General features: G+C 57.7%; 19 protein-coding genes. 12 read left to right on the top strand and 7 right to left on the bottom strand.

Annotated features, from left to right (window positions below; genetic code table 11):
- Window positions 1–2 precede the first annotated feature (2 nt).
- Genes hemX through hemC form a run of 3 tightly spaced genes read right to left on the bottom strand, consistent with a single transcriptional unit; the run spans window position 3 to window position 2,892 of the window.
- Window positions 3–1,193: a uroporphyrinogen-III C-methyltransferase gene (hemX, locus tag ACWKXT_RS21065; protein WP_454529437.1), complete on the bottom strand. Its 1,191-nt coding sequence runs from the start codon at window positions 1,191–1,193 to the stop codon at window positions 3–5.
- A gap of 20 nt (window positions 1,194–1,213) precedes the next feature.
- Window positions 1,214–1,954, bottom strand: a complete 741-nt coding sequence (gene hemD / locus ACWKXT_RS21060) for a uroporphyrinogen-III synthase (RefSeq protein WP_454529436.1) — start codon at window positions 1,952–1,954, stop codon at window positions 1,214–1,216.
- Window positions 1,951–2,892, bottom strand: coding sequence for a hydroxymethylbilane synthase (gene hemC / locus ACWKXT_RS21055; protein WP_454533340.1), 942 nt, complete (start codon window positions 2,890–2,892; stop codon window positions 1,951–1,953). The genes hemD and hemC overlap by 4 nt, the downstream gene beginning before the upstream one ends.
- A gap of 350 nt (window positions 2,893–3,242) precedes the next feature.
- On the opposite strand from hemC, the gene cyaA reads away from it, so the two are divergent.
- The gene (gene cyaA, locus ACWKXT_RS21050; RefSeq protein WP_454529434.1) at window positions 3,243–5,786 is read left to right on the top strand and encodes a class I adenylate cyclase; all 2,544 of its coding nucleotides are present in this window, start codon (window positions 3,243–3,245) and stop codon (window positions 5,784–5,786) included.
- A 43-nt stretch (window positions 5,787–5,829) separates the two neighbouring features.
- Here cyaA and cyaY read toward each other — a convergent pair whose 3' ends face one another.
- Complete coding sequence (cyaY, locus tag ACWKXT_RS21045) at window positions 5,830–6,150, bottom strand: iron donor protein CyaY (protein WP_003860816.1); 321 nt, start codon at window positions 6,148–6,150, stop codon at window positions 5,830–5,832.
- Between the two features lie 135 nt (window positions 6,151–6,285).
- Between cyaY and lptM the strand changes: the two genes are divergently transcribed.
- The 8 genes from lptM to corA all read left to right on the top strand — a co-directional run bounded on the left by lptM (window position 6,286) and on the right by corA (window position 13,217).
- On the top strand, window positions 6,286–6,489 hold the full coding sequence (gene lptM, locus ACWKXT_RS21040) for an LPS translocon maturation chaperone LptM (protein WP_080330375.1): 204 nt from the start codon (window positions 6,286–6,288) through the stop codon (window positions 6,487–6,489).
- Between the two features lie 35 nt (window positions 6,490–6,524).
- Window positions 6,525–7,349, top strand: a complete 825-nt coding sequence (dapF, locus tag ACWKXT_RS21035) for a diaminopimelate epimerase (RefSeq protein WP_061096761.1) — start codon at window positions 6,525–6,527, stop codon at window positions 7,347–7,349.
- Window positions 7,346–8,053, top strand: a complete 708-nt coding sequence (locus tag ACWKXT_RS21030; protein WP_163330938.1) for a DUF484 domain-containing protein — start codon at window positions 7,346–7,348, stop codon at window positions 8,051–8,053. Before dapF ends, ACWKXT_RS21030 begins: the two co-directional genes overlap by 4 nt.
- Complete coding sequence (gene xerC / locus ACWKXT_RS21025) at window positions 8,050–8,952, top strand: tyrosine recombinase XerC (RefSeq protein WP_454533339.1); 903 nt, start codon at window positions 8,050–8,052, stop codon at window positions 8,950–8,952. The genes ACWKXT_RS21030 and xerC overlap by 4 nt, the downstream gene beginning before the upstream one ends.
- Window positions 8,952–9,668, top strand: coding sequence for a 5-amino-6-(5-phospho-D-ribitylamino)uracil phosphatase YigB (gene yigB / locus ACWKXT_RS21020; RefSeq protein ID WP_454529431.1), 717 nt, complete (start codon window positions 8,952–8,954; stop codon window positions 9,666–9,668). The genes xerC and yigB overlap by 1 nt, the downstream gene beginning before the upstream one ends.
- A gap of 79 nt (window positions 9,669–9,747) precedes the next feature.
- A complete protein-coding gene (gene uvrD / locus ACWKXT_RS21015) occupies window positions 9,748–11,910 on the top strand; it encodes a DNA helicase II (RefSeq protein WP_023333805.1) in 2,163 nt (720 codons plus the stop codon).
- Window positions 11,911–12,059: 149 nt separating this feature from the next.
- Window positions 12,060–12,116, top strand: a complete 57-nt coding sequence (ysgD, locus tag ACWKXT_RS21010; RefSeq protein ID WP_212743980.1) for a YsgD/CorL family protein — start codon at window positions 12,060–12,062, stop codon at window positions 12,114–12,116.
- 150 nt (window positions 12,117–12,266) lie between these two features.
- A complete protein-coding gene (gene corA / locus ACWKXT_RS21005) occupies window positions 12,267–13,217 on the top strand; it encodes a magnesium/cobalt transporter CorA (RefSeq protein ID WP_080330379.1) in 951 nt (316 codons plus the stop codon).
- Window positions 13,218–13,259: 42 nt separating this feature from the next.
- Here the strand turns inward: corA and rarD are convergent, their stop codons facing one another.
- Window positions 13,260–14,156: an EamA family transporter RarD gene (rarD, locus tag ACWKXT_RS21000; protein WP_454529430.1), complete on the bottom strand. Its 897-nt coding sequence runs from the start codon at window positions 14,154–14,156 to the stop codon at window positions 13,260–13,262.
- 51 nt (window positions 14,157–14,207) lie between these two features.
- A complete protein-coding gene (gene yigI / locus ACWKXT_RS20995; RefSeq protein WP_028014789.1) occupies window positions 14,208–14,675 on the bottom strand; it encodes an acyl-CoA thioesterase YigI in 468 nt (155 codons plus the stop codon).
- 162 nt (window positions 14,676–14,837) lie between these two features.
- On the opposite strand from yigI, the gene pldA reads away from it, so the two are divergent.
- From pldA to rhtC, 3 genes are all read left to right on the top strand, one after another.
- The gene (pldA, locus tag ACWKXT_RS20990; protein WP_454529429.1) at window positions 14,838–15,707 is read left to right on the top strand and encodes a phospholipase A; all 870 of its coding nucleotides are present in this window, start codon (window positions 14,838–14,840) and stop codon (window positions 15,705–15,707) included.
- A gap of 90 nt (window positions 15,708–15,797) precedes the next feature.
- The gene (recQ, locus tag ACWKXT_RS20985; RefSeq protein ID WP_454529428.1) at window positions 15,798–17,627 is read left to right on the top strand and encodes an ATP-dependent DNA helicase RecQ; all 1,830 of its coding nucleotides are present in this window, start codon (window positions 15,798–15,800) and stop codon (window positions 17,625–17,627) included.
- 61 nt (window positions 17,628–17,688) lie between these two features.
- Window positions 17,689–18,309: a threonine export protein RhtC gene (rhtC, locus tag ACWKXT_RS20980; RefSeq protein WP_010426287.1), complete on the top strand. Its 621-nt coding sequence runs from the start codon at window positions 17,689–17,691 to the stop codon at window positions 18,307–18,309.
- Here the strand turns inward: rhtC and rhtB are convergent.
- Window positions 18,306–18,926: a homoserine/homoserine lactone efflux protein gene (gene rhtB / locus ACWKXT_RS20975; RefSeq protein WP_454533338.1), complete on the bottom strand. Its 621-nt coding sequence runs from the start codon at window positions 18,924–18,926 to the stop codon at window positions 18,306–18,308. The two genes, rhtC and rhtB, sit on opposite strands and share 4 nt — an antisense overlap.
- Between the last annotated feature and the right edge of the window lie 36 nt (window positions 18,927–18,962).

Genomic DNA, 18,962 nt, shown 5'->3' with positions numbered 1-18,962 from the left:
CATTACTCTCCCTGTGGCGCGCTTTCAGGCGCTGGTGCTGCCGCCGCTGTGCCTGCCTGCTCGGCTGGAACGCCCGGCTGTGCCAGCAGATTACGCACGCGCGTTTGCATCAGCTTCTCCAGAATCGGCTGGCTTGCCAGCTTATCCGGCACGTTCATGGTGATGTTCTGCTGGCTCAGCTTGTCGATATCTTCGAGGAACGCAATTGTCGTCGCGTCATCGGTATTGTAATACGCACGTACCCACGTCGAGACGTTATCCAGCGCCTGTTTGTAGGTCTCTTCCTGATGACGCGGCACGGCCTGCGCCGCCACCAGCAGGCGGGAACGGATGTTTTCGCGCAGGTAGATATCCTGGTTCGGCGCCAGCAGCGGCACGGCGGTTTCATCGCGGCGACGGATGGTAATGAAGCTGTCCATAAAGTTCTGCCAGCTTTTCTGCAGGTTTATGCGCCATTCACTCAGGGAGCTGGACAGCTCGGTACCGTCGGAATCCATCGGGGAATCGTCGTCGTTGTTATCCGCCAGTTGCAGGTTATCAATTTGATTCGAAAGCTGGTTCACCTTGAGGATGATGCCGTCGTAATCCACCTGCGAAACGGCGGAGAGGCTGGCGATATCTTCGGTAATCGCGCGGCGTGCGGTTATGAGGCTCGGGTCGTTCATGTCGGCCAGGCTCGCATCGGCGCTTTTCAGCAGCGCGGCGGCGGTGGTCACGTCCTGATCGCTCCACAGCTTACGCCCGGCGAGTTTGACGAGGAAATCGGCCTGCGAGAGCAGCCAGGTTTTGGCATCGGTACCGGATATCGTGGCGACTTTCTGCTGTACTTCGCCCAGCTGTTTGGTCAGCTCTTCCTGTTTGCTGTTCGCCTCGGCAAGCGCGTCAGCCTGCTGCTTAATCACCGCTTCCAGCTCGGTTTTCTGCGTTTCCTGGGCTTTTTGCAGGGCGGTGAGCTGATTCACCAGCGCATCGCTGGTGGCCGTCTGGTTAGAGCCCTGTTGCTTCACCAGACCATACAGGCCAACGCCTGCGGCCAGCGCAATGGCGATGGCAATCGCGCTCAGCGCGAGGCTGGTTTTGTTGCTGCCGTTTTTCTTCTCAGCGGTTTTCTCAGTCGTCTCTGGCTGTGGCGTCGTGTCCACAGTCTCCCTGGTCTCTTCAACCACGGCGGAGGATTTTTCGTGTTCCGTCATTATGGCTTCCCATTTGAGAGTTATTGTAATGCGCGCAGCAGCGCATCGTTGTCGGCGTTATCAGCGATCCGAATATCCTGCCAGCCCAGTTCCCGGGCGAGGTTCGCCAGACGCTCACTGACGACCAGAAGCCGACAGCGGAGTAACCAGTTTTCGCGATACCAACGCGGTATCAGCGACCAAAGCTGTTGTAACATTTCACCGCTGGTAACCACCAGCGTATTAATGCCGCGCGCGTGCCAGCGCATCGCCTCTTCTGCGCCGTCGTAGTGTTTCGCACAGCGCTGGTAGCACTCAACAAACGTGACGTTAGCCCCGCGTTCGCGCAGCGTTTCGCCCAGCAGTTCGCGGCCACCGTTGCCGCGCAAAATAAGCGCGCGCTTTCCGGCAATGGTTTGTAATTCAGGTAATTGTAGCAAGACTTCGCTGATTTCCCGATCCAACGGGTAGCGAACGTCTGTTCCACTCACGGTATGTAAGGCCAGCGCGGTGGTTCTGCCGATAGCGAAATAGCGCGGAGCGGTCGGCCAGGTCAAACCCTGTTGTTGCAGCTGCGCGTGGGCAAATTCCACGGCATGCTGCGACAGCGCAAACAGCAGGTCGCCGTCCTGCAGGGTATTCATCTGGTCGGCGAGCACAGAGAGCTCCCGACCGGGGGAGAATTCAATCAGCGGAAAACCCCAGGCCACCTGCCCCAGTGCGCGCAGACGGCTCACTAACTGCTCTCCTGCGGGAGAAGGGCGGGTGACAAGAATACTCATGCAGGGGGTTCTCCGTTATAGACCTCGGCCAGAATTTCACGCGCGCCGTTATTCAGCAGCTCTTCCGCCAGCGATACGCCAAGCTGCTCGGCATCCTGCGGCTTGCCGCGACGTTCGCCGCGCACCATCTGCGAACCGTCCGGCGCGCCAACCAGCGCACGCAGCCACAATTCACCGTTTGTTAATTCAGCATAGCTGCCAATCGGCACCTGACAGCCTCCTTCGAGGCGGGTGTTCATCGCACGCTCGGCTTTTACGCGGGTCGCGGTCTCGTCATGGTTCAGCGGGGCGAGCAGCTCGCGGGTGCGCGTATCGTCCAGACGGCATTCAATGCCGACGGCGCCCTGGCCGACGGCCGGCAGCGACAGCTCTGGCGGCAACGCCACGCGAATGCGTTCCTCAAGCCCCAGGCGTTTCAGGCCCGCAACCGCAAGAATAATGGCATCGTAATCGCCGTTATCCAGCTTGCCCAGACGCGTGCCGACGTTACCGCGCAGCGAGCGAATGATCAGGTCAGGACGACACTCCGCCAGCTGACACTGACGGCGTAAACTGGACGTGCCAACCACGCTACCCTGCGGCAGCGCATCGAGCGAGTCATAGTGGTTGGAGACAAACGCGTCACGCGGATCTTCGCGCTCGCAGATGGTCACCAGCCCCAGCCCTCCCGGGAACTCGACGGGCACGTCCTTCATCGAATGAACGGCGATATCGGCGCGGTTCTCAAGCAATGCCAGTTCCAGCTCTTTGACAAACAGGCCCTTGCCGCCCACTTTCGCCAGTGGCGTATCCAGGATCACGTCACCGCGCGTGACCATCGGCACCAGCTCGACGCGCAATCCACTGTGGCAGGCTTCAAGGCGCTGCTTAACATAATGTGCCTGCCAGAGCGCGAGAGGGCTTTGGCGTGTGGCAATTCTCAAAACATTGTCTAACATGCTTGTTACCGTCATTATCAATCGCTAACCATCCTAACATTGTTGACTCTGGGATGGCAGTTTTACGGTTGATGAAGCGTGAGAGGGACAAGGCGGCGTATTCGTCAGCCGTAGCCGTATTCAGGAATTTACACGTACAGAACGGTGCTACACTTGTATGTAGCGCATCTTTCTTTACGGTCAACCGGCAAGGTGTTAAATTGATCACGTTTTAGACCATTTTTTCGTCGGTACCACCATAATGATAAGGGCGAAAAAAGGGTAACGGTTATCTTTTTGAAATACTGCGGGCTCGCAGTTGTTCGTATTTTGAATAGCTTGCAACGCCCGGAAACATCAGGCGATACGTCTTGTACCTCTATATTGAGACTCTTAAACAGAGACTGGATGCCATAAATCAACTGCGTGTGGATCGCGCGCTTGCTGCCATGGGCCCTGCTTTCCAGCAGGTATACAGTCTGCTGCCGACATTATTGCACTATCACCATCCGCTAATGCCGGGCTACCTCGATGGTAACGTTCCCCAGGGCATTTGCCTCTTCACGCCTGATGAAACCCAACAGCATTATCTGAACGAACTGGAACTCTACCGCGGCATGCCGCCGCAGGAATCCCCGAAAGGTGAGCTGCCGATTACCGGCGTTTACTCGATGGGGAGCACCTCATCGGTAGGGCAGAGCTGTTCTTCGGACCTGGATATCTGGGTCTGTCACCAGTCCTGGCTCGATAACGAAGAGCGCCAGCTGCTGCAGCGTAAATGTAGCCTGCTGGAGAGCTGGGCGGCGTCGCTCGGCGTGGAAGTGAGTTTCTTCCTGATTGATGAAAACCGCTTCCGCCACAACGAAAGCGGCAGTCTGGGTGGTGAAGACTGCGGCTCAACTCAGCACATTTTATTGCTGGATGAATTCTACCGCACGGCCGTTCGCCTCGCCGGGAAGCGTATTCTGTGGAATATGGTGCCGTGCGACGAAGAAGAGAATTATGACGACTACGTCATGTCACTTTACTCGCAGGGTGTTCTGACGCCAAACGAGTGGCTGGACCTGGGCGGCCTCAGCTCCCTGTCTGCCGAAGAGTACTTTGGCGCAAGCCTCTGGCAGCTCTATAAGAGCATCGACTCACCGTATAAAGCGGTGCTGAAAACGTTGCTGCTGGAAGCCTACTCCTGGGAATACCCTACGCCGCGTCTGCTGGCGAAAGATATCAAGCAGCGTCTGCACGACGGGGAAATTGTCTCCTACGGGCTCGACGCCTACTGCATGATGCTGGAGCGCGTTACTGAATACCTGAAAGCCATTGATGATTCCACGCGTCTTGACCTGGTGCGTCGATGTTTCTATCTCAAAGTCTGTGAAAAGCTGAGCCGCGAGCGCGCCTGCGTGGGCTGGCGCCGTGAAGTGGTCAGTCAGTTAGTGAAAGAGTGGGGATGGGACGAAGCGCGTCTGTCCATGCTCGATAACCGCGCCAACTGGAAAATCGATCAGGTGCGTGAAGCGCACAACGAACTGCTCGACGCGATGATGCAGAGCTACCGTAACCTGATCCGCTTTGCGCGCCGCAACAACCTCAGCGTGTCCGCCAGCCCGCAGGATATCGGTGTATTGACCCGTAAGCTGTACGCCGCGTTTGAAGCGCTGCCGGGTAAAGTCACTCTGGTTAACCCGCAGATTTCGCCTGACCTGTCAGAGCCGAACCTGACCTTTATCTACGTACCGCCGGGCCGCGCAAACCGCACCGGGTGGTATCTGTACAACCGTGCGCCAAGCATGGATTCGATCATCAGCCATCAGCCGCTGGAATATAACCGCTACCTGAACAAGCTGGTGGCGTGGGCCTGGTTTAACGGCCTGCTGACCTCGCGCACGCGCCTGTTTATCAAGGGCAACGAGGTCGTCGATTTAGCTAAGCTGCAGGAGATGGTTGCCGATGTTTCGCACCACTTCCCGCTGCGTCTGCCTGCGCCGACGCCAAAAGCGCTCTACAGCCCGTGCGAGATCCGCCATCTGGCGATTATCGTCAACCTGGAATACGACCCGACGGCGGCCTTCCGCAATCAGGTGGTTCACTTTGACTTCCGCAAGCTGGACGTCTTCAGCTTTGGTGAGCAGCAAAACTGCCTGGTGGGCAGCGTAGACCTGCTGTACCGCAACTCGTGGAACGAAGTGCGTACCCTGCACTTTAACGGCGAGCAGGCAATGATCGAAGCGCTGAAAACCATCCTCGGCAAGATGCACCAGGACGCCGCGCCGCCTGACAGCGTCGACGTGTTCTGCTACAGCCAGCACCTGCGCGGCCTGATTCGTACCCGCGTGCAGCAGCTGGTCTCCGAGTGTATTGAGCTGCGTCTCTCCAGTACCCGTCAGGAAACCGGGCGCTTTAAAGCGCTGCGCGTCTCCGGTCAGACCTGGGGCCTGTTCTTCGAGCGTCTGAACGTGTCGGTCCAGAAGCTGGAAAACGCCATTGAGTTCTACGGCGCGATTTCGCACAACAAGCTGCACGGCCTCTCAGTCCAGGTGGAAACTAACCACGTCAAGCTGCCGCAGGTGGTTGATGGTTTTGCGAGCGAAGGGATTATTCAGTTCTTCTTTGAAGAGTCGGGCGACGATGCCGGGTTCAACATCTATATTCTGGATGAAACCAACCGCGCCGAGGTGTATCACCACTGTGAAGGCAGCAAAGAGGAGCTGGTGCGCGACGTCAGCCGCTTCTACTCTTCCTCGCACGATCGCTTCACCTACGGGTCCAGCTTTATCAACTTCAACCTGCCGCAGTTCTACCAGATTGTGAACGTGGATGGGCGAGCGCAGGTGATCCCGTTCCGTACGCAGGCAATTACCCCGGCAGTGCCCGCGAACCAGGATACCGCGCCGCTGTTGCAGCAGTATTTCTCCTGAGGCTTTTCGCCCGGTGGCAGCTACGCCTTACCGGGCAACAAAACTACCTGAAACTCACATCCTCACCCGCCTGCGCCGTCGCCGCCTGCTCCAGCAGATCCCAGAACGTTTCGCCGCTGCGGTCACACACCCATTCGTCACCTTTCAGATCGAAGTGATAGCCGCCCTGTTTAGCTGCCAGCCACACCTGGTGAAGCGGCTCCTGGCGGTTAATAATAATTTTGCTGCCGTTTTCGAAGCTCAGGGTCAGAATGCCGCCGTTGATTTCACAATCGATATCACTGTCGCCGTCCCAGTCGTCGATACGCTCTTCGATGGTCATCCACAGGGTGTCGGCAAGGCGATGGAATTCACTGTCGTTCATGGTTTTGTTCCTGTTTTTCGTGATGGCGGCAGTATAACGCTAAATAATTCCCGTTGCAGGAAAGCGGCAAACTCTTGCTTTTGTGTCTTCTCCTGCGATGATAGAAACAGATTTGAACTTACGAGCAACTTTATAATGAAAAACGTCTTCCGAACGCTTGCCGTTCTCATCACGCTGTTTAGCCTGACTGGCTGTGGACTTAAGGGACCCCTGTACTTCCCGCCAGCGGATAAAACCGCACCGCCGCCGACAAAACCGGTGAATAGCGGCATTGAGTCTTCCACGCCAAAGACTAACGATCGTGGCGACAACGGTGGCCCGACTCAGGTAAATCTCTGACGACAACGTTCTGTACCCGCGCAATGGAGCAAATGATGCAGTTCTCTAAAATGCATGGCCTTGGCAACGATTTTATGGTCGTCGACGCGGTAACGCAGAATGTGTTTTTCTCCCCGGAACTGATCCGTCGCCTGGCGGATCGGCACGTGGGCGTGGGGTTCGATCAGCTGCTGGTGGTAGAGCCGCCTTACGATCCCGACCTTGATTTCCACTACCGTATTTTTAACGCGGACGGCAGCGAGGTTAACCAGTGCGGCAACGGCGCGCGCTGTTTTGCCCGCTTTGTTCGCCTGAAAGGGCTGACTAACAAGCGCGATATCCGCGTCAGTACCGCGAATGGTCGTATGGTGCTCAGCGTCACTGACGACGAGCTGGTGCGCGTGAACATGGGCGAGCCTAACTTCGAGCCTTCCGCCGTGCCGTTTCGCGCAAACAAAGCGGAAAAGACCTATATTATGCGTGCGGCCGAGCAGACAGTATTGTGCGGCGTCGTCTCAATGGGTAATCCGCACTGCGTGATTCAGGTGGATGATGTGGAAACCGCCGCGGTCGAAACGCTCGGTCCGGTGCTGGAAAGCCACGAGCGTTTCCCGGAGCGCGCGAACATCGGCTTTATGCAGGTGGTGAAGCGTGAACACATCCGCCTGCGGGTGTACGAGCGCGGCGCGGGCGAGACTCAGGCCTGCGGAAGCGGCGCCTGTGCGGCTGTCGCCGTCGGCATCTCTCAGGGGTTACTGGCGGAAGAGGTTCGCGTGGAGTTACCGGGCGGTCGGCTTGATATCGCCTGGAAAGGACCGGGTCATCCACTGTATATGACGGGCCCGGCGACACATGTTTATGACGGGTTTATCCATCTATGAAACAACCAGGGGAAGAACTGCAGGAAACAGTGACGGAACTGGACGACAGCGCTGTTGTGGATTATCTGCTGAACAATCCTGAGTTTTTTATTCGCAATGCACGCGTCGTCGAACAGATGCGCGTGCCGCATCCGGTTCGTGGGACCGTGTCGCTGGTCGAATGGCATATGGCGCGCTCGCGTAACCACATCAACCAGCTTGAAGAGAACATGACGCTGCTGATGGAGCAGGCCAGCACCAACGAAAGCCTGTTCTATCGCCTGCTGCACCTGCAGGCGCGTCTGGCCTCGGCGCACAGCCTTGACGAGTTCCTCAGCCGCTTTCACCGCTGGGCGCGCGAGCTGGGGCTGGCGGGCGCAACAATTCGTCTGTTCCCTGACCGCTGGCGCATTGGCGCACCGTCGGGGTTCACCCATCTGGCGCTCAGCCGTCAGGCGTTTGAGCCGCTGCGCATTCAGCGTCTGGGCCATGAGCACCATTATCTGGGGCCGCTGAACGGACCGGAGCTGCTGGTCGTGTTGCCGGAAGCCAAAGCGATTGGCTCGGTGGCGATGTCGCTGATGGGGCGCGATGGCGACCTGGGGGTAATATTATTTACCAGCCGCGACGCGCACCACTATGAGCAGGGGCAAGCCACGCACCTGCTGCAGGAGATCGCCCTGATGCTGCCGGAGCTGCTGGAGCGCTGGATTGAACGCGTATGACGGACGGACTGCTCGCCACTGACGTCTCGCGCTTTCTGCGCTATCTGGGCGTTGAGCGCCAGCTCAGCCCCATTACCCTGCTCAATTACCAGCGTCAGCTTGATGCCATCATGCAGATTGCCGACGAAATCGGCCTGAAAAGCTGGCAACAATGTGATGCTGCCACGGTACGCGGGTTCGTTGTGCGTAGCCGTAAAAAAAATCTCAGTCCGGCAAGCCTGGCGCTCCGGCTCTCTGCGCTGCGCAGTTTCTTCGACTGGCTGGTCAGCCAGGGCGGCCTGAAAGCCAACCCGGCGAAAGGGATCGCCACGCCGAAAGCCCCGCGCCATCTGCCGAAAAATATCGACGTCGACGATGTAAACCGCCTGCTGGATATCGATCTTAACGATCCGCTCGCCGTGCGCGACCGCGCGATGCTGGAGGTGATGTACGGCGCAGGCCTGCGTCTGTCTGAACTGGTGAACCTCGACTTAAAACACCTCGACCTGGATACCGGCGAAGTGTGGGTGATGGGTAAGGGCAGCAAAGAGCGCCGCCTGCCGATTGGCCGCAACGCGGTCTCCTGGATTGAGCATTGGCTGGATCTGCGAGGGCTGTTTGGCGCGGAAGAGGATGCACTGTTTTTATCGAAGCTCGGCAAGCGAATCTCGGCGCGTAACGTGCAGAAGCGCTTTGCGGAGTGGGGCATTAAGCAGGGACTGAACAGCCACGTTCACCCGCACAAGCTACGCCACTCCTTTGCGACACACATGCTGGAATCGAGCGGCGATCTGCGCGGCGTGCAGGAACTGCTTGGCCACGCGAATCTGTCGACCACTCAAATCTACACCCACTTAGACTTCCAACACCTTGCCTCGGTGTATGACGCGGCGCATCCACGCGCCAAACGGGGGAAATAATGCGTTTTTACCGCCCACTCGGTCAGATCTCAGCCCTGACGTTTGACCTTGATGACACCCTTTATGACAACCGCGAGGTGATCCTGCGTACCGAGCAGGAGTCGCTGGCGTTTGTACAGAACTACCATCCCGCGCTGAAAGCGATGCAGAACAAGGATTTCCAGAAGCTGCGCCAGTCCCTGCGGGAGACCGAGCCGGAGATTTACCACGACGTGACCGAATGGCGTCGCCGTGCGGTTGAGCAGGCGATGCTCAACGCTGGCCTGAGCGCGCAGGATGCCGCCATTGGGGCGGAAGCGGCCATGGAAAACTTCGCCAAATGGCGCAGCCGGATCGACGTGCCGCAGGAAACCCACGACACGCTGGCGAAGCTCGCTGAAAAGTGGCCGCTGGTGGCCATCACCAACGGCAACGCCCAGCCTGAACTGTTTGGCCTCGGGGATTACTTTGAGTTTGTGTTGCGCGCGGGGCCGCACGGGCGCTCGAAGCCGTTCAGCGACATGTATCACCTGGCAGCGGAAAAACTGAATCTGCCGCTCGGTAACATTCTTCATGTGGGCGACGACCTGACCACCGACGTGGCGGGGGCCATCCGCTGCGGCATGCAGGCCTGCTGGATTAAGCCAGAAAATGCGGAGCTGATGACCGCAACTGACAGCCGTCTTCTGCCGCATGTGGAAATTTCGCGGTTGGCATCCCTCACGACGCTGATATAATCATCAATTGTTCTGTATAAATTAACAGGGTTTTGGCGAGTGGAAACATTTGCCTGCCCGACATAACGTGACGGTGCCAATGGACGTTTCTTACCTGCTCGACAGCCTTAATGACAAACAGCGTGACGCGGTTGCCGCCTCGCGCACCAACCTGCTGGTGCTGGCTGGAGCGGGCAGTGGTAAGACGCGCGTGCTGGTTCACCGTATCGCCTGGCTGCAGAGCGTGGAGAACTGCTCGCCGTACTCCATCATGGCGGTGACGTTTACCAACAAGGCGGCGGCAGAGATGCGCCACCGTATCGCTCAGCTGATGGGCACCAGCCAGGGCGGCATGTGGGTTGGCACCTTCCACGGCCTGGCGCATCGCCTGCTGCGCGCGCACCATATGGACGCCAACCTGCCGCAGGATTTCCAGATCCTCGACAGCGAAGACCAGCTCCGTCTGCTGAAACGCCTGATCAAGGCGATGAACCTCGACGAGAAGCAGTGGCCGCCGCGTCAGGCGATGTGGTACATCAACGGCCAGAAAGACGAAGGGCTGCGTCCGCATCACATCCAGAGCTTCGGCAACCCGGTCGAGCAGACCTGGCAGAACGTCTATAAGGCCTATCAGGAAGCGTGCGATCGCGCCGGCCTGGTGGATTTCGCCGAGCTGCTGCTGCGCGCCCACGAACTGTGGCTCAACAAGCCGCACATTCTGCAGCACTACCGCGAACGCTTCACCAACATCCTGGTGGACGAATTCCAGGATACCAACAACATCCAGTACGCGTGGATCCGCCTGCTGGCCGGTGATACCGGCAAGGTAATGATCGTGGGCGATGACGATCAGTCTATCTACGGCTGGCGCGGCGCGCAGGTGGAGAACATCCAGCGCTTCCTCAACGATTTCCCCGGCGCGCAAACCATCCGTCTGGAGCAGAACTACCGCTCAACCAGCAACATCCTGAGTGCGGCCAACGCCCTGATTGAAAACAACAACGGGCGTCTGGGGAAAAAGCTGTGGACCGACGGCGTCGACGGCGAACCGATTTCGATTTACTGCGCCTTCAACGAGCTCGACGAAGCCCGCTTTGTGGTGAACCGCATCAAAACCTGGCAGGACAACGGCGGCGCGCTGGAGCAGTGCGCCATTCTCTACCGCAGCAACGCCCAGTCGCGCGTGCTGGAAGAGGCGCTGCTGCAGGTGAGCATGCCGTACCGCATTTATGGCGGTATGCGATTCTTCGAACGTCAGGAAATCAAAGATGCGCTCTCGTATCTGCGCCTGATCGCCAACCGTAACGACGACGCGGCGTTTGAGCGCGTGGTGAACACGCCGACCCGCGGGATTGGCGACCGTACGCTGGACGTGGTGCGTCAGGCCTCGCGCGATCGTCAGCTCACGCTGTGGCAGGCGTGCCGCGAGCTGTTACAGGAAAAAGCCCTCGCCGGACGCGCCGCCAGCGCATTGCAGCGCTTCCTGGAGTTAATCGACGCCCTGGCGCAGGAAACGGCCGACATGCCGCTGCACGTCCAGACCGACCGGGTGATCAAAGACTCCGGCCTGCGCACCATGTACGAGCAGGAAAAAGGCGAGAAAGGCCAGACCCGTATTGAGAACTTAGAGGAACTGGTGACGGCAACGCGCCAGTTCAGCTACAACGAAGAAGACGAAGACCTGATGCCGTTGCAGGCGTTCCTCTCTCACGCCGCGCTGGAAGCGGGTGAAGGGCAGGCGGACACCTGGCAGGACGCGGTTCAACTGATGACCCTGCACTCCGCTAAAGGTCTGGAGTTCCCGCAGGTGTTTATCGTCGGGATGGAAGAGGGGATGTTCCCGAGCCAGATGTCGCTGGATGAAGGCGGACGTCTGGAAGAGGAGCGTCGTCTGGCCTACGTTGGCGTCACCCGCGCCATGCAAAAGCTGACGCTGACCTACGCCGAAACCCGACGTTTGTACGGTAAAGAGGTTTATCACCGTCCGTCGCGTTTTATCGGCGAACTGCCGGAAGAGTGCGTGGAAGAGGTGCGTCTGCGTGCCAGCATCAGCCGTCCGGTCAGCCATCAGCGCATGGGATCGCCGATTGCTGAAACCGACACCGGCTACAAGCTGGGCCAGCGCGTGCGTCACTCGAAGTTTGGTGAAGGCACCATTGTGAATCTGGAAGGCAGCGGCGAGCACAGCCGACTGCAGGTCGCGTTCCAGGGCCAGGGGATCAAATGGCTGGTGGCCGCTTACGCGAAGCTGGAAACAGTGTAACTTTCAGAAAAATATCATTATTTTGTAATAATCTGCTAGCCTTATACGTTGAAGGTCAATTAATGCCCTTCAGCGTTCCGTTGCGTGTTGACGCCGCAGTTACTGCTGGCGTAACATGCGCGCACGATTACGCTAAGAGGACATTCGCCTTGGACACACCCAGTAGATACTGGCTCAATTCCCTGTCATCCAGGAACAACTCCTAAGGCTATCTCCTCTTGCTGATGGCCTTAGTGGTTGTCAGCGACTGCATTATTCCCGTCGCGCTGAGTCAGGCTGTTTAATGGTCTGAAACCCAATTTGTTTCTGTGTGCCCACCGAACTGTCCGATATTTTTTGCATTGGGAGTCCCGGTCATGTTGAGCGCATTTCAACTCGAAAATAACCGACTGACTCGGCTTGAAGCCGAAGAGTCACAGCCCCTCGTTGATGCCGTATGGGTGGATCTGGTCGAGCCGGACGACGATGAGCGCCTTCGCGTACAATCTGAGCTGGGGCAAAGCCTGGCAACCCGTCCGGAACTGGAAGACATCGAAGCCTCTGCGCGTTTCTTTGAAGATGAAGACGGCCTGCACATTCACTCCTTCTTCTTCTTTGAAGATGCGGAAGATCACGCGGGTAACTCCACCGTGGCGTTCACCATTCGCGACGGCCGTCTGTTTACCCTGCGCGAGCGCGAACTACCGGCATTTCGTCTCTACCGCATGCGCGCCCGCAGCCAGGCGATGGTGGACGGCAACGCCTACGAGCTGCTGCTCGATCTGTTCGAAACCAAAATTGAACAGCTGGCGGACGAAATTGAAAACATCTACAGCGACCTGGAAAAGCTGAGCCGCGTGATCATGGAAGGCCATCAGGGTGATGAGTACGACGAAGCGCTCTCCACGCTGGCGGAGCTGGAAGATATTGGCTGGAAGGTGCGTTTGTGTCTGATGGATACCCAGCGCGCGTTGAACTTCCTGGTGCGTAAGGCGCGTCTGCCGGGCGGTCAGCTGGAGCAGGCGCGTGAAATCTTACGCGACATCGAATCCCTGCTGCCGCACAACGAATCCCTGTTTCAGAAGGTGAACTTCCTGATGCAGGCGGCGATGGGCTTTATCAACATCGAGCAGAACCGCATCATCAAGATCTTCTCGGTGGTGTCCGTGGTGTTCCTGCCGCCAACGCTGGTGGCATCCAGCTATGGGATGAACTTTGAGTTTATGCCGGAGCTAAAGTGGAGCTTTGGCTACCCGGGAGCGATTATCTTTATGATCCTCGCGGGGCTGGCGCCGTATCTCTATTTCAAACGCCGGAACTGGCTATAAAAATCTGGCGGGTGGCGCTCGCTTACCCGCCCTACAAAACACCTACATTCCTCTGCGGGTCCTGCGCTGGGTATAAATCGCATCGGCGACGAAAATCGCCAGCGCCACCCAGATAAAGGCGAAGGTCACCATCTTATCCGCACCCGGCACTTCGCCGTAAAACACCACTGCCAGCAGGAACATCAGCGTCGGGCCAATGTACTGGAAGAAGCCCAGCGTGGAGAGTCGCAGGCGCGTTGCTGCACCGGTGAAGCACAGCAGAGGAATGGTGGTCACCACGCCTGCCGCCATCAGCATCAGGTTCAGCGACCATGGGTTACTGCCCATATGGCTGGTCGCGCTGTCGGCAATGCCAAACAGGTAAATCGCCGCCACCGGCAGCAGCCACAGGGTTTCAAACAGCATCCCGGTCTGCGCTTCTACCGCAATTTTCTTACGTACCAGACCGTAGAATGCAAAGCTGAACGCCAGACCGAGGGCAATAATCGGCAGCGAGCCGAAGGTCCAGAGCTGCACCAGCACGCCGCAGAAGGCCAGAATCACCGCCACCCACTGCATCCGGCGGAAGCGCTCACCGAGGAAAATCATCCCCAGCACGATATTCACCAGCGGGTTAATAAAGTAGCCGAGGCTGGCTTCGAGCATGTGGTGGTTATTCACCGCCCAGATGAACAGCAGCCAGTTGCCGCCGATCAGCACCGCAGAGAGCGCCAGCAGGAAAACCTTTTTAGGGGTTTTTAGCAGCGTTTTGACGCCTGACCACTGACGGCTGATGCTCATCAGCGCGATCATAAAGAAAAACGACCAGATGACGCGGTGGGTGAGGATCTCATCGGCCGGTACATAAGCGATAAATTTGAAGTACGCCGGTGCGATACCCCAAATAAAATAAGCGGCAAGGGCGAGTAAAACGCCCTGCCGCGTCTGTTTAGCATCCATCGGGAAAATCCGTTACATAAAAGTGAATCAATTTTACCCGATTTTGCCGCCTCAACCCACCATATAAGTGGCGGTTGCGCTGGCGATATAAACCTGTTCTTCGTTGTGCAGCTCAACGCGCGCCACGGCAACTTTATTCCCGGCGCGCAGCAGGCTGCTTGTACAGGTAAAGCGATTTCCGCGCCCCGGGCGAAGATAGTCGACGCGTAAATCAATGGTGCCCATGCGCGCCAGGCGCTGGCGGAGTTCGTCTTCGTTGATGGTGTCATGCCGCGTCAGCGTACTGCCCACGCAAACCAGACCCGCCGCCACGTCCAGCGCGGAGGCAATCACCCCGCCGTGCAAAATACTTTGCGCCCAGTTACCCACCATCATTGGCTGATTGTTGAAACTCAGCTGAGCAAACTCTTTTTCGTAACGCTCCAGCTCCAGTCCCAGCGCACGGTTAAACGGCATATGGTAAACAAAAATCTCGCCCACGAGTTTTAACACTTCTTCGGCGGTAAGCATGGCTGACATGAGGCATCACATCCTTATTGTTAATGAAATGTTGATTTTATGCCTCAGCAATAAGGAATTCCACTTTCAGAAACGAGGATGCAGCAGTTATCGCAGAAGTCTGTAGAATGTTCGCCTCATAACTATTCAGGTAATCTTACTCTTTGCAGGAGAACACCACCGATGCGGACGTATCTGGCCTGGTTACTGGCGGCGGTTGCGCTGCCCCTCACAGCATATGCGCAGGAAGCGACGATTAAAGAAGTCCATGATAAACCTGCCGTTAAGGGCAGCATCATCGCCAATATGCTACAGGAGCATGACAATCCGTTCACGCTCTACCCGTACGACACCAACTACGTGATTTACACCCAGACCAGCGACCTCAACAAAGAGGCGATAAGTTCCTATAACTGGTCCGATAATGCGCGTAAAGATGAGGTGAAGTACCAGCTCAGCCTCGCCTTCCCGTTCTGGCGCGGCATTCTGGGGCCGAACTCGGTGTTCGGTGCGTCTTATACGCAGAAATCCTGGTGGCAGCTCTCAAACAGCGGAGAATCTTCACCCTTCCGCGAAACCAACTATGAACCGCAGCTGTTCCTCGGCTTCGCAACGGACTACGAATTTGCTGGCTGGACGTTGCGCGACGTCGAAGTCGGCTTTAATCACGATTCTAACGGTCGTTCTGACCCAACCTCACGCAGCTGGAACCGTGCCTACACGCGCCTGATGGCGCAGAACGGCAATTTGATGGTGGAAGTGAAGCCGTGGTTTGTTGTGGGTGACACCGATGACAACCCGGATATCACCAAATACATGGGCTACTATCAGCTTAAAGTGGGCTATCAGTTAGGTGATGCCGTGCTGAGCGCCAAAGGCCAGTACAACTGGAACACCGGGTACGGCGGCGCAGAGCTTGGCCTGAGCTACCCGGTAACGAAACACGTTCGTCTCTACACGCAGGTATACAGCGGTTACGGCGAGTCGCTGATCGACTACAATTTCAACCAGACCCGCGTGGGTGTGGGCGTCATGCTGAACGATATTTTCTAAGCTGCTCGAATGTTTTTGCGTTAAACGTTGAAGTTTCTCTCTCAGGCGCTGAAAATAGCGCCTGTTTCATTTCTGGCATATGGGGTTAACGTGGCGCAGGCGGAAGTATTGAATCAGGAGTCGCTGGCTAAACAGGTTTTGCATGAAACCTTTGGCTACCAGCAGTTCCGCCCCGGCCAGGAAACCATCATTGAAACCGTGCTGGAAGGTCGGGACTGTCTGGTGGTGATGCCGACCGGCGGCGGGAAATCCCTCTGTTACCAGGTGCCTGCGCTGGTGCTGAACGGCCTGACGGTCGTGGTATCTCCCCTTATTTCGCTGATGAAAGACCAGGTGGATCAGCTGCTTGCCAACGGCGTGGCGGCCGCCTGCCTTAACTCGACGCAAACCCGGGAGCAGCAGCAAGAGGTGATGGCCGGGTGCCGCACCGGGCAGATCCGCCTGCTGTATATCGCCCCCGAGCGCCTGATGCTGGATAACTTCCTCGATCATCTGGCGCACTGGAATCCGGTCCTGCTGGCGGTGGATGAAGCACACTGTATCTCCCAGTGGGGGCACGATTTCCGCCCGGAATATGCCGCTCTTGGCCAGCTGCGTCAGCGCTTCCCCGAGCTGCCGTTTATGGCGCTTACCGCCACGGCGGATGACACCACGCGTCAGGATATCGTTCGCCTGCTTGGTCTGAACGACCCGTATATTCAGGTCAGCAGCTTCGACCGCCCGAACATCCGCTATATGCTGATGGAAAAGTTCAAGCCGCTGGATCAGCTCCTGCGCTACGTTCAGGAGCAGCGCGGCAAGTCCGGCATCATCTACTGCAATAGCCGCGCAAAGGTGGAAGACACCGCCGCGCGTCTGCAAAACCGCGGCTTTAGCGCCGCCGCGTATCACGCCGGGTTAGAGAACCACATCCGCGCCGACGTGCAGGAGAAATTCCAGCGCGACGACCTGCAAATCGTCGTCGCGACGGTGGCGTTCGGGATGGGGATCAACAAGCCCAACGTGCGCTTTGTGGTGCACTTCGACATTCCGCGCAATATCGAATCCTACTATCAGGAAACCGGCCGTGCCGGGCGTGACGGGCTGCCTGCGGAAGCGATGCTGTTTTACGATCCGGCCGATATGGCGTGGCTGCGCCGCTGTCTGGAAGAGAAGCCGCAGGGGCAGTTGCAGGACATCGAACGCCACAAGCTTAACGCCATGGGTGCCTTCGCTGAAGCGCAAACCTGTCGCCGTCTGGTGCTGCTCAACTACTTTGGTGAAGGGCGTCAGGAGCCGTGCGGCAACTGCGATATCTGCCTGGATCCGCCGAAGCAGTACGATGGCCTGATGGACGCGCGCAAAGCGCTCTCGACTATCGGACGCGTGAACCAGCGCTTTGGGATGGGCTACGTGGTGGAAGTGCTGCGCGGGGCTAATAACCAGCGTATCCGCGATATGGGTCACGACAAGCTGCCGGTCTACGGCATCGGTAAAGATCAGAGCCACGAGCACTGGGTGAGCATCATTCGCCAGCTGATCCACCTCGGCTTCGCCACGCAGAACATTGCCCAGCACTCCGCGCTTCAGCTTACCGAGGCGGCGCGACCGGTCCTGCGTGGCGAGGTTGAACTCAAGCTCGCCGTGCCGCGCGTCATTGCCCTCAAGCCGCGCGTGATGCAGAAATCCTACGGCGGCAACTACGACCGCAAGCTGTTCGCCAAGCTGCGCAAGCTGCGTAAAGCCATTGCCGATGAAGAGAACATCCCGCCTTACGTGGTGTTCAACGACGCGACGCTTATCGAGATGGCCGAGCAGATGCCGCTCAGCGCAAGCGAAATGCTCAGCGTTAACGGCGTGGGAACGCGCAAGCTAGAGCGCTTCGGTAAAGAGTTTATGGCGCTCATTCGCTCTCACGCCGATGGTGATGACGAGGAGTAGTCAGCTGGCCAAAAAAGTGCCAGGATGATGACTCACTACATTATTTCCCCGCGAGCTAATTATGTTAATGCTATTTCTCACCGTGGCATTAGTGCACATCGTTGCGCTGATGAGCCCTGGCCCTGACTTTTTCTTCGTGTCGCAAACCGCCGTCAGCCGCTCCCGCAAAGAGGCGATGATGGGCGTACTCGGTATTACCATGGGCGTTATGGTCTGGGCGGCGGTCGCGCTGCTCGGTCTGAACCTGATCCTGGCAAAGATGGCCTGGCTGCATAACATCATTATGGTTGGTGGCGGGCTGTACCTGTGCTGGATGGGCTACCAGATGCTGCGCGGGGCATTGAAGAAAGAAGAGAAAAAACCGGAAGAGCCAAAGGTTGAGCTGGCAACGGGCGGCCGCAGCTTTGTGAAGGGGCTGCTGACTAACCTGGCGAACCCGAAAGCGATTATTTACTTCGGCTCGGTATTCTCGCTGTTTGTCGGTGATAGCGTCGGCGCAGGCGCGCGCTGGGGGATCTTCCTGCTGATCGTCGTCGAGACGTTCGCCTGGTTTACCATCGTGGCCAGCCTGTTTGCCTTACCGGCGATGCGTCGCGGCTACCAGCGCATCGCGAAGTGGATCGACGGCTTCGCTGGCGCGCTGTTCGCCGGTTTTGGCATTCATCTCATCATCTCTCGCTAGGCATGACGCGCTGACGCAAGCAGCGCGCCCACCAGCATAAACAGCGAACCAAAGACTTTGTTCAGGGCCTTCATCTGCTTAGGCCCTTTAATCCACGCCGCAATCCGCTGCGCCAGCGTCGCGTAACCAATCATCACGATGATATCGACGATAATGGTGGTCGCGCCCAGCAGCACGTACTGCATCACCTGCGGCTGATGCGGGACGATAAACTGCGGGAACAGCGCGGCGAGGAACACAATGCTTTTCGGGTTCGTCAGGTTCACGAATACCGCGCGCTTAAACAAATGACCGCGATTTTGCGTCTGAGCGAGCGTATTCAGGTTAATGGAGCCTGCCGCGCGCCACTGCTGAATACCCAGCCAGATCAGATACGCTGCACCGGCCCATTTCAGCACCTCAAAGGCCAGCACTGAACGGGAGAAAAGGGTCCCCAGGCCAATCCCTACCAGCACAATATGAATGCCCAGCCCGGTCTGCAATCCGGTAATCGACGCCGCCGCACCGCGGTAGCCGTGGTTGATGGAGGTGGTCATGGTGTTAATCGCTCCCGAGCCGGGTGAAAGGCTGAGGATTATGGATGTCAGCAGGTAGGCGAACCACCACTCGAAGGTCATTTGAAACTCCCGAACCGTCTATTTTTATGCCACAAT

The organism is Enterobacter sp. UPMP701 (genome assembly GCF_053709515.1).
Note: the sequence above shows the minus strand (reverse complement) of the source record. Positions and strands in the feature narration are given on the sequence as shown.